Genomic DNA, 17,107 nt, shown 5'->3' with positions numbered 1-17,107 from the left:
CGGCGCGAACGTGACCCTCGTCGCCGGCATCGACTCGTCCACCCAGTCCTGCAAGGTGCTGGTATGTGACGCCGACACCGGTGAGGTGGCCCGCAGGGGCCAGGCCGCGCACCCCGATGGAACCGAAATCGATCCTGCTGCATGGGAATCCGCCGCGCACGCAGCGATCGCGGCCGCCGGCGGATTCGACGACGTCGAGGCGGTGGCGGTGGGCGCCCAGCAACACGGCATGGTGTGCCTGGACATGGCCGGAGCGGTGGTGCGGCCCGCGCTGCTGTGGAACGACGTCCGCTCGGCCGACGCGGCCCTGGCGCTCATCGACGAACTCGGTGGCCCACGGGCGTGGGCACAAGCCGTCGGCCTGGTGCCGTTGGCCGCGGTCACGGTGGCCAAGCTGCGCTGGCTCGCCGACAACGAACCGCAACATGCCGACCGCACCGCCGCGGTCTGCCTGCCCCATGACTGGCTGACGTGGCGGTTACGCGGGGACATCGATGTCGCCACGCTGACCACCGACCGCAGCGACGCCAGCGGCACCGGCTACTACGACGCCGGCAGCGATCGCTACCGCTTTGACCTACTCGAACTGGCCATGCACGGCCGCCGCCCCAACCTGCCCAGGGTGCTCGGCCCGTCGGCGCGAACTACGCGCGGCAGCAAAACATTCGGCGCGGGCCTGGGCGACAACGCCGCCGCGGCGCTGGGCCTGGGCGCCGACGAAGGCGACGTGATGGTCTCGATCGGGACCTCGGGGGTGGTGTGCGCCGTCGCGGCCGATCCGGTTCGCGACGAGGCGGGTCTGGTTGCCGGGTTCGCCGACGGCACCGGACGCTATCTGCCGTTGGTGTGCACGCTCAACGGTGCCCGGGTGCTCGATGCGGCGGCGGCGATGTTGCGGGTCGACCACGACGAGTTGTCCCGGCTGGCGCTGTCGGCGCCGCCCGGCAGCGCCGGACTGGTTCTTGTCCCGTACTTGGAAGGCGAGCGAACCCCTAACCGTCCCAAGGCAACTGGCGCACTACATGGCCTGCGGCTGGCCAACGCCACGCCCGCGCACCTGGCCCGGGCGGCGGCGGAAGGGCTGCTGTGCGCATTGGCTGACGGCCTGGCGCAGCTCACCGAACACGGCGTGGTCGCACGCCGGGTCCTGCTGATCGGCGGCGGCGCCCGATCGCAGGCGCTGCGCGAGATCGCGCCGCTGATATTCGGTGTGCCCGTGCTGGTTCCGGACCCCGCGGAGTACGTCGCCCTGGGGGCTGCCCGGCAGGCCGCGTGGGCGCTGCGCGGCTCGACTCGGCCACCCTCGTGGCAGCCACCGGCAACCGACGAGTACACCGGCGAGCCGTCACCCGCCGTACGCCAGCGCTACGGGCAGGTCCGCGAGCTGACCGAAGGAGTGGCTAGCGTCCCGGGCCCGGGCGAAATACCGCCAGCACCCGATACTTCGCGGTGAAACTCGCCAGGTCGTATTGCTCACCCACCTCGCCGTCATGAGCAAGCACGGTCGGCGCGTCCACGGTGCTGAAGCTGAATTCGGGCACCTGCAGTTCGTGGTAGAGCGGGCTGCGCTGCAGCCGGCCCAGGGCCAGCGCGGTGAGGATCCTGACGGTCGCCAAGCGGCGTCCGGTCTCGAGGATGCGCACATCGATCAGGCCATCGTCCATGCGGGTGCGCCGCGACGGGGCGAATCCGGCCGGCAGGTACACCGAGTTGCCGATGAACAGCAGCGAGGTCTGCAGCGTCTTGTTGTCGTACCGGATGCGCACGGGCTGGTCTTTGCGCAGTGTGTGCAACATCGCGTACATGCTGGCCAGCGGTTTGCCGATGCGCTTTTCCAGCTTTTCCCGGTACCGGACGAATTTGGGGTAGGCGCCGATGCTGGCCGTGTTGATCACCATCTGGCTTTCGTTCAGACACACCAGGTCGACGCGCGCCACGCTGCCGCGCCGGATCGCGTCGATGGTCTGTGCCACGCTGTCGCAGCCGATGTCCTTGGCGAAGTGGTTGAAGGTTCCGGCGGGAAACACCGCCAGCGGCAGTCCCGCGTCAACCGCCGCCGCCGCGGCGGCGGCCACCGTGCCGTCACCGCCACCGACCGCCAGCACTTCGGCCTGTGCGGCCGCCTCGCGCAGCACCCGCCGCGGGTCGTCGCCCGCGGCCAGTTCGACGATCCGCGCCTTCGGCAGGCCCGCACGCACCTCGTCGATGACCTGGGCCCCGGTGCCGCTGCCCGATGCCGCGTTGACCACCAAGACCACTCCGGAACCGTCGGGCCGCTGCGGTGTTTGCACCCAGAGCGGTTCCGTTTTGGGCAGCGCCGTCTCGACAATCGGTGGGACCAGCCGGCCGCCCAGCACGGCAACGCCGGCACCAATGCCGAATCCGGCCAGCACATCGCCGGGATAGTGCACCCCGGTCGCCACCCGCGACAGCCCGACCAACGCGGCCAGCACCGAAAAGCCTAGGCCCAGAGGCGGATTCTCCAGACCTACGCCGATGGCAAATGCGGCGGCGCTGGCGGAGTGTCCGGACGGCAGCGAATTGGACGTCGGCCGTCGTCGGACTCGTCTGGCCAGCGGCACCGACTCCGAGAGCGGACGCGGGCGCTGCCGGATCCGCTTGGCCACCTGGTTGGTAAACACGCTGGCCGCCCCCAGCGTCACCACCCCGCGCACCGCGCCGCGCTGCGCGGACTGACTTCTCGACGCGAGCAGGCCCGCGGCCATCGCGAACCACAGCTTGGAATGGTCGGCCGCGCGGGTCAGCGGCGGCATCACCGTGTCGAGCAGCGGGGTGGGTGTGTCGGCAATCGCTTCGAACAATTCCCGATCCAGCGCCCCCAGGCCCCGGGTGATCTGTTTGATGCTGCGCGCTCGTTGCCACGGCCGCCCGTTCATTCGCTCCACCCTAACCAGCGCCCGGGCGCGGGCTTCAGCACTGGCGGTTCGGTTCGCGCCCGCCCCCCGCGCGGCGCGCCCAAGACAGCCGGATCGGGTCGCTGGGGTGTGGTCGCAGCGGGGTGGTTTCGATGGTCATCCACCCCGAAAGCGGGAGCGACTCCACCACGGCCATCAGCTCGCCCGGGTCGCGCGCACGCCATAACCCCAGCATCCGCGGGCCGTCCGGGCCGGCCGGCAGCGCCCAGAACCGCACCAGATGACCGGCCTCGGCCAGCTCGTGACAACGGCGGGCCTCGCGCTCGGTGGCGTCGTCGACAACCCGCGCCGACGTGCCGGACGGGACGGTGAGCGTGGTCGTGATCAAGAACTCCGGCCCCTTACCGGGCCGAGGGGTTACCCCAGCACCGAGCGGGTCGTTGGGGTGGGCGCCGAGCACGGCGACCTCGTCGCTGCGCCAATCCTGCAGCGGCACCGTCACCAGCAGCTTCCGCAGTGACGGCTCGTCGCGCGCGGCGAACAGACCCAGGGTGCACCATTGGCCCGGTCCGCACGGCGGACGCCACAACCGCAGCAGGCGGCCCTGGGCACCCAGCTCACGCCAGCCGGCATTCTCGCTCACCCGGGCCCGATCGATCTCAGCCGCCGGTGTGCCCCGGGGAACCTCGATGGTCATGCTGACCAGAAATTCCATGCTGTCTCCCGGTGCCACCGTTGCGCACCGGATGCCTACAGCGCAAGAACCGCCCGGAACTTCGGGTACCGCGGTCACGCGGTAGAGCGTGCGAAGCCCTTAGAAGACGCGCACCCAGTCGACGAGCATTTCCTGGGGATACGTGCCCGCCGCGGGATCGCCGCCACCGGAACCACCGACCGCAAGGTTCAACACCGGGAACACGGTGTAGTCGGGGTCGTTGAACGGCCATTCACGGATGGGCTCGTTCAGGTCCTCGATGCCGGTGGCCGGAACGCTGAAGTAGGGCTGCATGCCGTCGGCATAGTCGAGCCAGAAGTACATGCCGGTCACGTTCCAGGTGACCCGCCAGTTGTGCCAGTTGTCGTCCACACCGATCGGGAAGGTCTCGAATGCCGTTCCGTCGGGGTTGGCATGCACGGTGGTCCCCGACGGCCAGGAGCCGTTGCCGTACCACTCGATCAGGTCGATTTCGCCGCTGCGGCCGGGATCGTCGTTGGACAGCCACCAGGCCGGCCACATACCGGGCGCCAGGCAGTTGAACTTGATGCGGGCTTCCCAGGTGGTCCCGATGCCGCCGCGCCAGAGGCCATGCACCAGGCCACCGAAGTAGTCGTTGCCGCTCCTGGTGGCGCGCAGGACCAGGTTGGAGTTGCCGTCGAGGAAGACGTTTTGACGGTTGTCGCGGTACTGCCCCCAAAATTCGGGCCGGTCAAAGCCCACTGGGTTGCGGATTGGCGTCCGGTGGTTGGACACCTGCCACTTGGACGGATCGGGGGCAGAGCCGGCCGGGCCGTCAAACTCGTCGTGCCACAGAAATATGGGGCCGGCGCCCGCCGCGGGGGCGGCGGGGGCGGGTTCCGGTGCGGCCGGCGGGGTCGGTGCGGCGCCGGCAGTCGGGGCCGGGATAGCGGCCGCAAGCGCGCCAAATCCTGCCATCATGATCATGCGACGGCGATCAATCTCCTGCATGAGCATGGGACGATAGCAGCTAACGCCCCGCTACGTTGACTCCGAGCGAGCAATCCTGGGATAACCGCAGGTCACAGCGCTAACCGGGGAACAATTCCGCGGCCCGCCAACGAATGCCGGTCGCGGCGGGACGGCTCGGTTCCGCGATCGGTCCGCGAAAAACGGATCAGCACAACGCATCTCGGTGCATCGCGAAGTCCACCAACCCCGAAGCGCCCTAGCCACTTGAGGGTTCGCCGAGCTTGACCAGCGTCTTGCCGATATTTGCCCCGGTGAACAATCCGTTAAGCGCATCTACGCAGGAGTCAATACCTTCGTAGACGGTCTGCCGGTGCTTGAGACGCCCCTCGGCCTCCCATTTGCGCAGGTTGGCGAAGGCTTCGTCGAAACGGCCCCATTGATCGAGCGCGTTGAACCCCTGCATCAGCGCGGTCTTGGACAGCAGGTTGACGTAGTTGGCCGGCCCCGGATGTTCACCGGTCAGATAGCTAGAGATAACCCCGCACAGCACAACTCGGGCCTTGGGAGCGAGCCGGCCCAGCACCGCGTCGAGGATCGGGCCGCCGACGTTGTCGAAATAGACATCGACGCGCCGGGGGCAGTGCGCTTTGAGCGCCGCGTCCAAGTCGTCGTTCTTGTAGTCGATGCACGCGTCGAAACCGAAGTTCTCGACCACCGCCCGGCATTTCTCCCGCCCACCGGCAATGCCCACCACTCGGGCGCCGGCGATCTTGGCGATCTGCCCGGCGATCGACCCGGTGGCGCCGGCCGCGGCGGAGACCACCACGGTCTCCCCCGGCTGCGGCCGGCCGATGTCGGTCATGCCGAAGTAGGCGGTGGCGCCGGTGGGGCCGTACACCGACATGATCGCCAACTGGTCATCCTCGCCCGGGATCGGCGTGCTGAACACGTCGTCGCGGATGATCACGTACTCCTGAAACCCCGTCAGCGTGGTCACCACATCACCGACGGCGTAAGCGTCGCAACGTGATTCGACCACTTCGCCGATCCCGGCGGCCCGGATCACCTCGCCCAAACGCACCGGCGGCAGGTAGCCGGGCTGGTCATCGAGCCAGGTCCGTGCGGCGGCATCGATACCGACGTAGGTGGTACGCAGGAGCGCCTCACCGTCGGCCGGTTCGGGTGCCGGCATGGTGACCAGCATCGTGTCTCCGGGTTGGACCAGGCCGCTGGGGCGACGACGCAACACGATCTGACTGTTCAGCAAGTCCGACACATACCGAAACTACCCAAGGAAGAGGCCCTATTCGGCACGAATCCGGTGTGGGAGCATCTGTGCATGAATCCAGAGGATGACCCCGAAGCTCGGATCCGCCAGCTCGAGCAACCGCTGGCCGATGCGGCGCGCGCATCCGAACTGGGCAGCTCACAGTCGGCCGGCGAGTCTGCCTACCAGAACTACCAGGGTTATCAGGGTTACCAGGGTTATCCCGGTTACCAGCCGCCGCCGGGCTCGGTGCCACCGTCACCACCGACTTATGGCTATCAGCCGGCCTTCCCCGGGGCCACGCCGCGTTCGTCCTCGGGCAACCGGGCGTTCTGGATAATTGCCGCCGTTTTTGTCGTCGGCGTCCTGGGGGCGGTGGCAGCGGTCGCCCTGTTCGCGGTAAACCGGGTTTCCGAACCGTTCACAACTTTGTCGCCCGGCACCACGGTGATCTCTACCCCACCGGGGCCGATGTCCCCGGGGAACAAGACCCAAACCCCGACCGCCGAGCCATCGACGTCGGCCGGGCCGCCCGCGGGCAGCACGATCAGCGTTGTGGGTGTCAACCAGAGCCAGACGATTACCTGCAATGACAACATCGTCAATGTCAGCGGAATGTCCAACACGGTCACCATCACCGGCCACTGCGCCAGCGTTTCGGTGTCTGGGCTGCAGAACACGGTCACCGTCGAGACCGCCGACCGCATCACGGCCTCGGGCCTCAACAACAAGGTGACCTACCAGTCGGGCTCACCCAAGATCAGCAAGTCCGGCAGCGGGAACGTCATCGAACAAGGCTGACCAGCACGGCACCAACATCTCGCGGGCCGGCACCGGCGCCGGACCGACTACTCGGGCTCGCCGGACGAGTCGTCCAGGACGCTAACCGCGATGCCGTACGGCAAGAAGCGGACCTTGCGCCTGGAATCGGTGTTGTCCTTGTTCGCCCGCAACGCGTCCAGTTCGGTCGCATAGACCTGTTCGACGCGGGCACCGCCATCGGCATCCACCGTGTAGATGGCCCACACGCCGTCGCCGGCTTCGCCCGCGGTTTCCGGCGCGGGGCGCCGGCGATGCCCGAGATCTTCGAAGATCATCGACCACGCGGGCCGGTCACCCGGGCCGGAGACGAACCTGCCGATTCGCTCGAACGCGTCGCGCAGCCCCTCACTTCCCTCCCTGATCACCCGATCGAAGTCGTCGGGATCAAATCCGAAACCACCGTTGTCGCCCACACCATCTCCTCGCGGTTCATGCCCTTGATGCCCAGTCTGCGCGCACCCAAGCCGATGCGCCACGTGCCTACGGCCCCGGTTCGGGCGGTGGCGGCTCGACCGGCGCCGGCTCCGGCGGCGGTGCTGGGGGTGGGGGCGGGTTGATCGGAATGGGAATCGACACGAACGGCAGGTGCAGGTACATCGTCATCGGGGCTTGGGTAGGCACCGGTGGGGCCGGGGCGGGTTCGGGCACCGCGACCGGCGGCGGCACTTCCGGGGCCGGGGCCTGCACCGGGGTCAGCGCCGGAGCCTGCGGGGCCGGAGTCCGCCGGGGCTGCGTCGTCGGCGCAATGTATTGCGGCGGCGGCTTGACCACCGTTGGGCGCGGCGCCCGCACCACCGGGGGTGGCTGTACCACCGACGGCGGGGCGGCCACCGGAACCGGGGACGCTGCCGGCGCCGGACCAGGGGCGGGCACCTGCGCGGGCGCCTTGGCCGGCACCGGAGCCGCCGTCTTCGGCGGAGCCGCCGGCGACGCTGGGGTCAGAACCCCTTCTCGCGGGCTTGGCTGGGTGGCCGCAGCGGGACGGACGTCCGAGGTGAGCGTCACCACCATCAGCCCAGCGGCAAAGGCGGCAATCCCCAGCATCGCGCTACCGGCCAGCACCAGCGGCCGGCGCCGGCCCTCGACGGCGTCTTCGCCGTCATCGGCGAGGGCACTGTAGGCCAGCGCGCCGGCGCCGCGGTCCGCGTTGGCGCAGACGTCGAGGTAGCTGGGGGCGAGCGCACGAGGATCCACCTCGCCGGTGCCCGGATCCAGCGCGTAGGCCAGCGCCGAGGTGGACGAGGCGAACAGCGGCGCATTGGCCGACGCCAGCGCCGCTCCCCGGGCCAGCGCCATGTCCGGCTCCTCGGGAACGCTCACCACCAGCGACGTCGCTGCCTCCAGCACGGGCTTGAGCGCGACGATGTCGACCCCACAGCCGACGACGAACACGCCCTCGGCCACCGACTGCGCGGTCGCCAGCCCGCCCACTAGCGAAGTCAGATCGGCCGCCGTGGATTCGGCGCCCACCGACCTGCGGTGCAGGTCGACGATCGAGCCGTCGCCGATGTCAACTACGGCCAGCGTCGCGCTGTCGGCCTCGACGAACAGCATCGCGATGTATTCGTAGTCGAGCGCGCAGCCAACCGTCTGGGCCAGCGCGGCGGCGGCCAGCAGGGGCGAGACCAGCATGACGCTGCCGGCATCATGTCCGGCGAGTTCGGCACGCAGCGCCGCGACGTCGGTGGGATCTGTCCAGGTCACGCCCGCCGACATCAGCCGGTAGCCGCCTTCGATCGCACCCTCGCGGGTGCCGATCAATGCGGCCACCGCCGCAGCGGGCGCGCCTTGCGAGCGGTCGGCCGTGTCGAGCTCGAACGTGTCTTCCTCGACCGTCACCCCGTCCGCATCAATGCCTTCGACCAGCACCAAGCGAACCGCACCGGGCTCCATCGATACCCCAAGCACGATGTCCATAGCCCCTCCAAGCCGGGTGATAGCTAGCCATGGAGTCTGGGGCGGACGAGCGCACCGCGCGGGCCGCCGTCGACAGTCTTCGCGCCGCAATGCGGGTGCGACGAGTTACATCCGGATCAGCTGGCGCGTATGCAGTTTTGCCAGCTCAAACACTACTCGCCCGGGCCAGGACGCGGACCGATTCTGATCAAGCTCAAATCGGCCGGCGCTGCGGTGCTAGCTCAGGGGGTGCCGGGGCTCATGAAGGGGTTCTGCGGGCCGGGGTTCTGCGAGACGGGACTCGGCGGCGCCTGACTGGCCGGCACCCGGATGGGTATCGGGATCGGCAACAGCGGGACATGCAACCACTCCGTGGTCATCTTGACCGTCGAAGTGGTGCTCGGCGGCGCGGTCGTGGTTGGGGGCGCCGTCGTGGTCGGCGGCGGCGTGGTCGTCGGGGTGGTCGCCGCGGTGGTGGTGGGCGGCACCGTCGTCTTGGTGGTCGTCACCGGGGGCGCCACCGTGGTTGTCGCCGTTGCGACCGGACGCGGCGGTGGCGGCGGCGGCGCGACACTGGTGGGAGCGGGCGCGGCGCTGGGCGCCCGTGCGGCGCTGGCGGGCGGTGGGACAAAGCTTGGCTCCAGCGCCTTGGGCGGCGCGGAGCTCGCGGCAATGGATCGAGATGGCGCCGGCAGCGGCCCCACACTGGGCACCACCGGACTCTGGCGGCGCTCGATGGCCGTCAACGTGAATGCCACGCCACCGATCGCGGTCATCGCCACCACGGCCGAGAGTCCGATCAGCACCTGGGACACCCGAAATCGCCGCCACGCCGGTTCTTTGAGCGGTTCGATCATGTTCAACCGCATCGACCAGCAGGGGCCCTCTTCGCTGTAGGAATCGCCCTCGAATCGCACCAGCCCTTCACTGGGAAAGTCGGTCTGTGACCAGGCCAATTCGCGATCGGTCAGGGCGTCCTGGTCGATCACCATGACGTCGCCGGCCGGCGGCTCGATCACGGTCGTTGCGGCGGTAGCCGCCGAAGCCGCCGACAAACCGATCGACGTTCGGGTCCGGAAGTCGAGTTCCTTGCCGCGGGCGGCCAGCAGCAGCGCACCGTTTGCCGCCGCGCACGCAGGTTCCGGCACGGCCAGCACGGGTAGCCTGGTATGGACGGAAAGACGTTGTGTGACAAGCGGAATACTAGCGCCGCCGCCAACGGTGACCACCGCCGAGAGATCGGCCCAGCTGGCGTTGTTACGGGCGAGCAGGTCATCGAACGCGTAGACGAAACCGGTGAGCTGATCCTGGATCAGGTCTTCTAGCTGATCTCGCGTGACTTGAATGGTCGCAGCGGATCCAGCGAGATCGACGGCCAATTCCGTTACCGCGTCGATGGACAACCGCTCTTTGGCCGCACGACACTGCTCTCTGAGCAGGCCGAGTTGACTGGCCGCGGCGGTCCCGGCCTGGTCGACGCCGTTGGGGCCAAGTTCCTCGATGACGTGCAGCATCAACGCCTGGTCGATCTGATTGCCCGAGAAGTCCTCGTAACGCATTGTGGCGCAGACGGGCTCGAAATCCGTCTTGGCCTCCATCAGCGTGACGTAGGAGGCCGAGGCACCGAAATCCAGCAGGCCCACGACCCCATCGGCCGGAATACCCAGTTCCGAGTTCGCCGCCGCCATCGCCGCCACCGCATCCGGTACCAGCCGAGGCGCCATGCCACTGCGGACAAAGCCGACGTGTGTCCGCAAGCCGTTACGCAGCGCCTGTACCGCTGTCGGTTTCCAGTGCGCCGGAACAGCAATCACAATTTCGGAGGAACTCGAATCGGCCCCGGCAGCAACAACCATCGCGTCCAGCGCCTCGACCATCAGAAGATCCGGATCATGAGCCGATCCGTCCGGAGACACCAATGCGACCGAGTCACCGATGCGCTCGACAAAGCCGCTCATGAAGGTGCCGGGCTGGTCCAGGCTCGGGTTCTCGCCGAGCACACCAATTTTGGGGGCGCAGTGCGGGTACAGTGTGAGCACGGCACGGCGAATAACGGCAGGCTTACCGTTAGACGCCGCAACCAAGTTCATGGTCCCGATCGACAACCCCAGCGGGTCGTACATATGAGAATACTTTCGTCGAAAGGGTCGGTGGCCAGCGTTAACCATAGTCGTGAACGGGCCGTATATAGTTCCTTGCCAATCTGATTGGTATGCGCTCGAGGCCGTGTCGTCATCAAAAAGGTATAAACGCCACCTTGACAGGCGGCGCCAAATCAGACCACGGTGAGGGGCAGCGAACGCCTGGGCTGGAACTGAAACTGTGCACCATGACTTACCTTGGCTACCAACATCTCCGGCAGCTCGTCGGCCGGTTTTTCGGTTCGCACCAGCTCAGCAGTCCAGTCGGTGTTCGTCCCGGCCACCCGAACCTCGAGGTGGGGATCGACGGCGGTGGCGATCGCCTGCAGCGGCCGCACGGATTCCGACGTGCACAGCGAAATCCATGCCCCGTCGTCGTGGGCCGGCGAGCGATGAACCAGCAGTCGGTCCGCAACCGTCTCGGCCACAACGTAACCAGTGGGATTGAACAGTGGATGCAGTTCGAACACCCGCAGCACCCCTTCGTCGCCGCCGGGTAGTCCCAGCGCCCGTTGAATACGTTCGGCGGCCAAACCGGCCACGCCGGTCAACTGGCGGGTGCCCACGGATACGGCCAGTTCGGCGTCCGCCCCGGCCCGTTCGCGCACCGCGATGCCGAACGACAGATTGAGCAGGTGCATCTGCAGACACACTTCCTCCGCCATCCGCACCAGCGCGGAGTGCGAGAAGGCGGTGAAGTCCAGATCGGACAGGAGCGCACCCGAGTAGTCCGCCAGCCCCTCCTCGGAGGGATCGATCGCAGCTAATTTCCAAGCGGCGGCCTTGGTTTCACGGACCACGTCCAGCGCCGGAATTCCCTTGACCTCGGGATATGCCTCGTCGATGATGACCGTCCAGGCACAGTGCGGATGCCGGTCCGCTGGGCTACGGGGCGGGCGGTGAATCGGACGCACCTGGGCGCGTGGGTTGGTTGCGATCGCGGTCGCATCGAACGTCGGGTCCTCGATGGTGTGACACATCCCGAAGACGTACTCATCGCCCATTGGTTCGACGTCGAGCAGGGCGCCGCAATGGTCCAGGTGGAATTCACCGTGCCAGCGATCATGGAGCGCATAGCGGAAGTCCATGAACTGCGGCGGAGCGCCGATGTCTAGCTGGAGGCCTTTGAAGATGGTGGGCACGTCGGTGCCCTCGAAGTTGAGCGCCCGCTGCATGCGCTTGGTGTAGATCGGGCTGGCACCCGCCCATTCTTCGATGGCGATCTGCAGCATCTCCTCGCGGCCGAACGCCTGAATGCACCAAGCCATCCCCGAACGGTCGATCAACTGGCCGATCAGCAGCAGCTCAGGTACCAGGATTGCCAGCTCGCTGCGGGACAACCCCGCGTACCGGGATTGGCTCATACTCCCAAGGTAAGCCACCGCGGGCCGAGTCCAAAGACGCGGGGCGCGGTGGGCAGCAGTTGTGCTGCAATGGCGTGATGAGCCGAAACGATGTCTCGCCCGATGTCACCGCCGACATTGCCGCGATCCAACAGGTCAAATACCGCTACCTGCGCGCGCTGGACACCAAGCATTGGGACGAATTCGCCGACACCCTGACCGAAGATGTCGTCGGCGACTACGGGTCGTCGGTCGGCACCGAGCTGCACTTCACCAACCGCACCGACTTGGTGGACTACATGCGCTCAGCACTGGGCCCCACCATCATCACCGAACATCGGGTTACCCATCCGGAAATCACCGTCACCGGCGATACGGCGACCGGCCGCTGGTATTTGCAGGACCGGGTGATCGTCGCCGAAGCCAATTTCATGCTCATCGGTGCGGCGTTCTACCGCGACCAGTATCGGCGCACCGCGGCCGGCTGGCGGATCAGCGCCACCGGCTACGACCGCACCTACGAGGCGACGATGTCGTTGGCCAATATCGGCTTTCAGGTGAAAACCGGTCGCGCTCTTGCCGATTGACCTGAGGGTCACTTGGCGATTGCGATCACCGCGCCGGGACGCAGCCAGCGGATGATCTGCACCAGCGTGGCATCGTCGATCGCCACGCACCCGGCGGTGGGGCCGCCGTCGGTGGTGTGAAAGAAGAACGCCGAGCCGCCCCCGGGAACCTTGTTCTTGTTGACGCCCATGACCACCGAGTGCTTGTACTGCGGAATCTGCAGGTTTTCGCTCGCGGCCGTGCTGAACGGACAGTCGGACTTCTTACACACCTGCATGGAGTTGAAGGTGGGGCTGTTGTCGTCGCCGCTCCACCAGTGATTGGGCCCGACTTGGGTATAGGGCAGTCCCCCACCGGGATTCGGGGCGGTGCCGAACACGGAGTCGAGGCTGTAGACGCCCATCGGGGTTGCCGGATAGCCGCTCTTGGCCTTCGGCGCCATCCCCGCCGAACCGACATGGGTGGTGATCCCGGCCTTGAGCGGCTGCCAGCCGGCGGTGGTGCGCTGATAGATATCCATCTTTGCGTTCGAGCCGCCGGTTGAGACCACCGAAACCACCTGGGTGGCGTTGCCGACCGAGTTGGCAAACCAGGGATTACCCGCCGCCGCGGTCACCGGCGCGAGCCCTACCGCCACACCGACGGTGCACACTCCAGCGAACAGAACAGCTACCAGTCGACGCACCGTTTCATCGTCAAGGTTGCCAAACCTGAAGGTCAAGTAAAGGTTTCGTTCCGGTTGGGTCACTGCTCCGAGATCACCCGGCGAAACCCGCAGCGCGGTAAGGCGTTAACCCGCGCTGACCAGCTCGGCCGGCTCCTGCTCAGCTACCGGGACCGGCCGAAGCACCCACAGCCAGAACAAGAAATACACGTAGCCCAGCGCCCAACCGGCGATCACGTCGGAGGGGTGGTGCACGTTCAACGCGACTCGGGATATCCCGACCAACAACACGCTCAGCGCACCCACGACCACTGCCAGGATGCGCATCCGGTGCACCCGGATCATGGGAAGCAGGAAGGTCAGCATCGCCAGGACACTGGCCGTGAGCTCCAGGGCGTGCCCCGACGGGAACGAGGCGGAATGCGCAGCGACGAGCTTGGTCACCGGTCGCGGCCGGTCCGCCAGTCCCTTGGCGATCATGGTCACGATCCAGTTCAACGGCACACAGGCCAGTAACAGCAGCGCCATCCGCATCTTGCGCTGCACCAGCGCGATCGTGATCGCCACCAAGCCGACGATCCGCGTGGTGATCGGGCCCAGCACAAACGAGACGGCGAACCAGAAGTTGACCCATGCCGGGTGCTTGACCCCAATGTCATGGGACGCGTTCAACAACGACCAGTCCATGGCGTGCAGCCAGCCCCAGTCCTGGCGATAGCCGATCCACATCAGTGCGTAGACAACGATGGCGGCCAGGGCGAGCAGAAGAGGCAAAGTCATTCGTGGGCGGGTCATGCTCAACGGATACCAGCATCGATGCAGCGCCGCGAAAACGGGCCCATACTGGCGGCATGGCGGTGATCATTCGGCGGCTGTTCGGCATCGGCAAGCTCAGCGAGGATTTTCGGGCTCAGGTCGAGGCCGAAGGGCTCATCTACCTCGAGGAGTATGTTCCGGTCACCAGGCGATTTACCGGAACCATCCCGGGCGTGCGGGCCTCACACAGCGTCGCGAGCTATCCGGGCGCCTTGGCGTTCACCCAGGAGCGGGTACTGGGCACCCTCTCCTCGCTGCCCAAGCTAGCCGGCCGGGCCATCGACGTGCGCTGGGACGCACCCCACAGCGGCGCCGCGACGGCCGAGATCTCGTCGACGGGGGTGCAGGTCGATATCGATGTCGCCAAGGTCGACCCGCGGTTTCACGGCGACCTCTCGCTGCACTTCAAAGCGGACATCGCCGAGGACGTGCTGGCGCGGCTGCCGCTGCGTTCACTCGCCTTCGACGTGCCGCCGGAGTACGTCTTCCGCGCGGTCGGGGTTACCTACAGTCCCTGATGGTGATGTCGGGCCACGGCGGACGCCGCAGCACCGCGAGGCTGCCGATCACCGCCGCGAACAGGCCGGTGAGCACTCCGACCAGCGCGATGCGGTTCGCATCGACGGCAGGCACCCATTTCGCGTCGCCGCCGTGGATGACGAACACGCCGATCGGTACCGCAGCCAGCCCGTAGGGCTGCCCGGAGTCGGCGTCCGGGCCGCGGCGGAGCCGGCCGCGGCCTTCCTGGATCTTGGCCACCGGAATCACCGTCGCACCGTCGGGGGTGACGTGTGGCTCGCCATAGACACGTCTGACCGCCGGGTCGGCGGGCAGGTCGTCGAAAACATCGGGAACCTTCACGGGCCACCCTTTCGTTTGTCTGCCTTCGCAATGCTCGTCTTAGTGTTCGTACTTCTTCCTAGTCTTCACATTTCTACGATGGCTGTGTGGCTGACTACGCATTCACCGCCCAAGAACGGCAAGCGGTGTATCGCGTGATCACCGAGCGGCGGGACATGCGCCGCTTCGTCCCGGGCGCCGTGGTGCCCGAGGACGTGCTGACACGCCTATTACACGCCGCGCACGCCGCACCCAACGTGGGCCTGATGCAGCCCTGGCGGTTCATCCGGATCACCGACACGGGGCTGCGCAGACGCATCCACGCCCTGGTCGACGAGGAACGGGCGCTGACCGCCGGGGCGCTGGGCGAGCGGGCCGAGGAATTTCTCGCACTGAAAGTCGAAGGCATTCTCGAGTGCGCGGAGCTGATGGTGGTGGCCCTGCGCGACGGGCGCGACGGGCACATCTTCGGACGGCGAACGCTGCCGCAGATGGATCTCGCCTCGGTGTCCTGCGCGATCCAGAATCTGTGGCTGGCCGCCCGCGCCGAAGGCCTGGGCATGGGTTGGGTGTCGCTGTTCGACCCGCATCGGTTGGCGGATCTGTTGCAGATGCCCGACGGGGCCGAACCGGTGGCAGTCTTGTGCCTGGGCCCGGTGCCCGAGTTTCCGCAGCAGCCGGCGTTGGAGCTGGACGGATGGGCCGTTGCGCGGCCACTGCCGGAGTTCGTTTCGGAGAACCGGTGGGAACAGCCGTGACCTTCGGCGCATCCGCTGCACCCGGTATCGTCGCCGCCGCGAGCGGGCTGAAGGGGTGAGGCCAAGATGACGGGTGCGGGCAGCGGCAGCAACGACGGCGGGCAAAATGTGCTGATCGTGCACTGGCACGATCTGGGGCGCTACCTGGGCGCCTACGGCCACTGCGATGTCGACAGCCCGCGGTTGGACCGGCTCGCCGGCGAGGCAATCCTGTTCACCCGCGCGCACGCCACCGCCCCGCTGTGCTCGCCGTCGCGCGGCTCGCTGTTCACCGGCCGCTACCCGCAGAGCAATGGCCTGGTAGGTCTGGCCCATCACGGCTGGGAGTACCGCTCCGGTGTTCGGACCCTGCCCCAGTTGCTCGGTGAACATGGCTGGCATTCAGCGCTTTTCGGGATGCAACACGAGACTTCGCAGCCGAGTCGACTGGGCTTTGATGAGCTGGACGTCTCGAATTCCTACTGCGACTATGTGGTGGACAAAGTGCAGAACTGGCTGCATGAGGGCGTCGCAGCCCTTGCCGGGCAGCCGTTTCTGCTCACCGCCGGGTTCTTCGAAACTCACCGCCCCTACCCGCACGAACGCTACGAGCCCGCGGACAGCTCGACCGTCGACCTGCCCGACTACCTGCCCGACACCCCGGGAGTGCGTCAGGATCTTGCGGATTTCTATGGTGCCATCACCACCGCGGACGCGGCCGTCGGCCGCATCCTGGACACGCTCGAGCAGACCGGGCTGGACGCCAGCACCTGGGTGGTATTCCTCACCGATCACGGCCCGGCCTTTCCCCGCGCCAAGTCGACGCTGTATGACGCCGGTACCGGCATTGCAATGATCGTCCGTCCGCCCAAGCGCCTGGCGGTGCCACCTCGGGTCTATGACGAATTGTTCAGCGGGGTCGACCTGCTACCAACCTTGCTGAGCCTGTTGGGAATCGACATCCCCGCCGATGTCGAAGGCCTCTCCCACGCGCACGCGCTGATCTCGCCTAAGGCCGATGCCGGTGGCCGGCCGGTTCGTGAGCATGTCTACACCATGAAGACCTACCACGACTCGTTCGATCCCATTCGGGCTATCCGCACCAAGGAATACAGCTACATCGAGAACTACGTCTCGCGGCCAATGCTGGATTTGCCCAAGGACATCGAGGAAAGCCCGTCCGGGCTGGCGGTCGCACCCCTGGTTTCATCACCGCGACCGGCGCAAGAATTGTATGACCTGCGCAGCGACCCCACCGAGACCACCAACCTGCTGGCCGGCGAGGGCGCCGCATCCGCGGATACCGTCGCGGCCGAACTGGCGGCGCTCCTCAACAATTGGCGCCAGAGCACCGGGGACGTGATCCCTTCGGATTTCGCCGGTTCCCACATCGCGGCGCGCTATACCGAAACCTACCTGAAGAGCCATCAGCCGACGCCACGCGAGGACTCGTCAGCCGCGGCGGACCGTGACATCGAAGGCTAAGTCGC

General features: G+C 67.2%; 17 protein-coding genes. 6 read left to right on the top strand and 11 right to left on the bottom strand.

All coding sequences use genetic code 11. The features are described from left to right. Positions 1-10 precede the first annotated feature (10 nt). The gene (locus CCUG20998_RS02680; RefSeq protein WP_036456980.1) at positions 11-1,453 is read left to right on the top strand and encodes a xylulokinase; all 1,443 of its coding nucleotides are present in this window, start codon (positions 11-13) and stop codon (positions 1,451-1,453) included. Here CCUG20998_RS02680 and CCUG20998_RS02675 read toward each other — a convergent pair. The 4 genes from CCUG20998_RS02675 to CCUG20998_RS02660 form a co-directional block, all read right to left on the bottom strand. After that, positions 1,401-2,897 carry a bifunctional phosphatase PAP2/diacylglycerol kinase family protein gene (locus CCUG20998_RS02675; protein WP_020731581.1) on the bottom strand — a complete coding sequence of 499 codons (1,497 nt, stop codon included), beginning with the start codon at positions 2,895-2,897 and terminating at the stop codon, positions 1,401-1,403. The two genes, CCUG20998_RS02680 and CCUG20998_RS02675, sit on opposite strands and share 53 nt — an antisense overlap. Positions 2,898-2,931: 34 nt before the next feature. Then, positions 2,932-3,591 carry a muconolactone Delta-isomerase family protein gene (locus CCUG20998_RS02670; RefSeq protein ID WP_036456978.1) on the bottom strand — a complete coding sequence of 220 codons (660 nt, stop codon included), beginning with the start codon at positions 3,589-3,591 and terminating at the stop codon, positions 2,932-2,934. A gap of 99 nt (positions 3,592-3,690) precedes the next feature. Then, the gene (locus CCUG20998_RS02665; RefSeq protein ID WP_015354300.1) at positions 3,691-4,569 is read right to left on the bottom strand and encodes a glycoside hydrolase family 16 protein; all 879 of its coding nucleotides are present in this window, start codon (positions 4,567-4,569) and stop codon (positions 3,691-3,693) included. 211 nt (positions 4,570-4,780) lie between these two features. Then, positions 4,781-5,800 carry an NADP-dependent oxidoreductase gene (locus tag CCUG20998_RS02660; RefSeq protein ID WP_012392529.1) on the bottom strand — a complete coding sequence of 340 codons (1,020 nt, stop codon included), beginning with the start codon at positions 5,798-5,800 and terminating at the stop codon, positions 4,781-4,783. 63 nt (positions 5,801-5,863) lie between these two features. Between CCUG20998_RS02660 and CCUG20998_RS02655 the strand changes: the two genes are divergently transcribed. Next, a complete protein-coding gene (locus CCUG20998_RS02655) occupies positions 5,864-6,592 on the top strand; it encodes a DUF3060 domain-containing protein (protein ID WP_036456976.1) in 729 nt (242 codons plus the stop codon). 47 nt (positions 6,593-6,639) lie between these two features. On the opposite strand, the gene CCUG20998_RS02650 is transcribed toward CCUG20998_RS02655, so the two are convergent. From CCUG20998_RS02650 to CCUG20998_RS02635, 4 genes are all read right to left on the bottom strand, one after another. Then, the gene (locus CCUG20998_RS02650; RefSeq protein ID WP_011742259.1) at positions 6,640-7,026 is read right to left on the bottom strand and encodes a hypothetical protein; all 387 of its coding nucleotides are present in this window, start codon (positions 7,024-7,026) and stop codon (positions 6,640-6,642) included. Between the two features lie 67 nt (positions 7,027-7,093). Further along, positions 7,094-8,530 carry a DUF7159 family protein gene (locus tag CCUG20998_RS02645; RefSeq protein ID WP_020731577.1) on the bottom strand — a complete coding sequence of 479 codons (1,437 nt, stop codon included), beginning with the start codon at positions 8,528-8,530 and terminating at the stop codon, positions 7,094-7,096. 221 nt (positions 8,531-8,751) lie between these two features. Then, entirely contained in the window at positions 8,752-10,632 is a 1,881-nt protein-coding gene (locus tag CCUG20998_RS02640; protein ID WP_020731576.1) for an Hsp70 family protein, read from the bottom strand. Positions 10,633-10,784: 152 nt separating this feature from the next. Continuing rightward, positions 10,785-12,014 carry a hypothetical protein gene (locus CCUG20998_RS02635; protein WP_103653949.1) on the bottom strand — a complete coding sequence of 410 codons (1,230 nt, stop codon included), beginning with the start codon at positions 12,012-12,014 and terminating at the stop codon, positions 10,785-10,787. A gap of 59 nt (positions 12,015-12,073) precedes the next feature. Here CCUG20998_RS02635 and CCUG20998_RS02630 point away from each other — a divergent pair, with 59 nt between their 5' ends. Then, entirely contained in the window at positions 12,074-12,580 is a 507-nt protein-coding gene (locus tag CCUG20998_RS02630) for a nuclear transport factor 2 family protein (protein ID WP_036456974.1), read from the top strand. Positions 12,581-12,588: 8 nt separating this feature from the next. Here CCUG20998_RS02630 and CCUG20998_RS02625 read toward each other — a convergent pair whose 3' ends face one another. Then, the gene (locus CCUG20998_RS02625; RefSeq protein WP_103653952.1) at positions 12,589-13,245 is read right to left on the bottom strand and encodes a L,D-transpeptidase family protein; all 657 of its coding nucleotides are present in this window, start codon (positions 13,243-13,245) and stop codon (positions 12,589-12,591) included. Positions 13,246-13,350: 105 nt separating this feature from the next. Then, a complete protein-coding gene (locus tag CCUG20998_RS02620; protein WP_020731572.1) occupies positions 13,351-14,019 on the bottom strand; it encodes a phosphatase PAP2 family protein in 669 nt (222 codons plus the stop codon). Positions 14,020-14,075: 56 nt separating this feature from the next. Between CCUG20998_RS02620 and CCUG20998_RS02615 the strand changes: the two genes are divergently transcribed. Continuing rightward, on the top strand, positions 14,076-14,558 hold the full coding sequence (locus CCUG20998_RS02615) for a hypothetical protein (RefSeq protein ID WP_020731571.1): 483 nt from the start codon (positions 14,076-14,078) through the stop codon (positions 14,556-14,558). Here the strand turns inward: CCUG20998_RS02615 and CCUG20998_RS02610 are convergent. Continuing rightward, complete coding sequence (locus tag CCUG20998_RS02610; RefSeq protein ID WP_015354289.1) at positions 14,542-14,901, bottom strand: hypothetical protein; 360 nt, start codon at positions 14,899-14,901, stop codon at positions 14,542-14,544. The genes CCUG20998_RS02615 and CCUG20998_RS02610 overlap by 17 nt on opposite strands. 86 nt (positions 14,902-14,987) lie before the next feature. Here CCUG20998_RS02610 and bluB point away from each other — a divergent pair, with 86 nt between their 5' ends. Both bluB and CCUG20998_RS02600 read left to right on the top strand, forming a co-directional pair. Next, positions 14,988-15,638: a 5,6-dimethylbenzimidazole synthase gene (gene bluB / locus CCUG20998_RS02605; protein WP_020731570.1), complete on the top strand. Its 651-nt coding sequence runs from the start codon at positions 14,988-14,990 to the stop codon at positions 15,636-15,638. 66 nt (positions 15,639-15,704) lie between these two features. Next, a complete protein-coding gene (locus CCUG20998_RS02600; RefSeq protein WP_020731569.1) occupies positions 15,705-17,102 on the top strand; it encodes a sulfatase family protein in 1,398 nt (465 codons plus the stop codon). The last annotated feature ends 5 nt before the right edge of the window (positions 17,103-17,107 follow it).

It is taken from the genome of Mycobacterium marinum, from assembly GCF_003391395.1.
Classification (GTDB): Bacteria; Actinomycetota; Actinomycetes; order Mycobacteriales; family Mycobacteriaceae; genus Mycobacterium; species Mycobacterium marinum.
The sequence above is the reverse complement of the archived record's forward strand: the minus strand, read 5'-3'. Positions and strand labels throughout refer to the sequence as shown.